Annotated in this window: 1 protein-coding gene; it reads right to left on the bottom strand. The window is 54.4% G+C overall.

From position 1 onward, the window contains the following. The coding region (locus AAIR21_RS27940) for a hypothetical protein (RefSeq protein WP_434682848.1) at nt 1–196 on the bottom strand (196 nt) is incomplete at its 3' end. Nucleotides 197–401: the final 205 nt, after the last annotated feature.

Genomic DNA, 401 nt, shown 5'->3' with positions numbered 1-401 from the left:
ATCGAGTCTGGCTGGAGTGGTAAAACATCTTCCCCGGGGGATAGCCTGCTGGCTGGCGCTGGATTGTGACACTGACCTGGAGTCCGAGGTTAAGCCTCTTCTCATCAATAAATTTTTGCAGGTGACCGGAAGCACTTTTCATCTTCTCTCTGAGAGAGGAGCGGCTGCGTTTGACTTCTGGCTGGATCAATGCCATGAGGTGCCGGCTATCCTTGTTGCTGTCACATTTTCTCTTCCGTCCATTCCCCGGGCTGGAGAGGCTGATGCTGTGACCATGATGGTGCTCTGCAACCGCAAATCGGTGGCATTTCCTGACGCCCCCCGTCTCCACAGACCTGAAAAAGGCCGTAATACTACCCTCGTGAAAACCCTGAACAGAGCCCTGCTGTGGGCCGGAATTG

This window comes from Enterobacter sp. PTB (assembly GCF_051130085.1).
In the GTDB taxonomy this organism is placed as follows: Bacteria; Pseudomonadota; Gammaproteobacteria; order Enterobacterales; family Enterobacteriaceae; genus Enterobacter; species Enterobacter ludwigii.
This window is presented reverse-complemented; position numbering and strand designations above follow the sequence as displayed.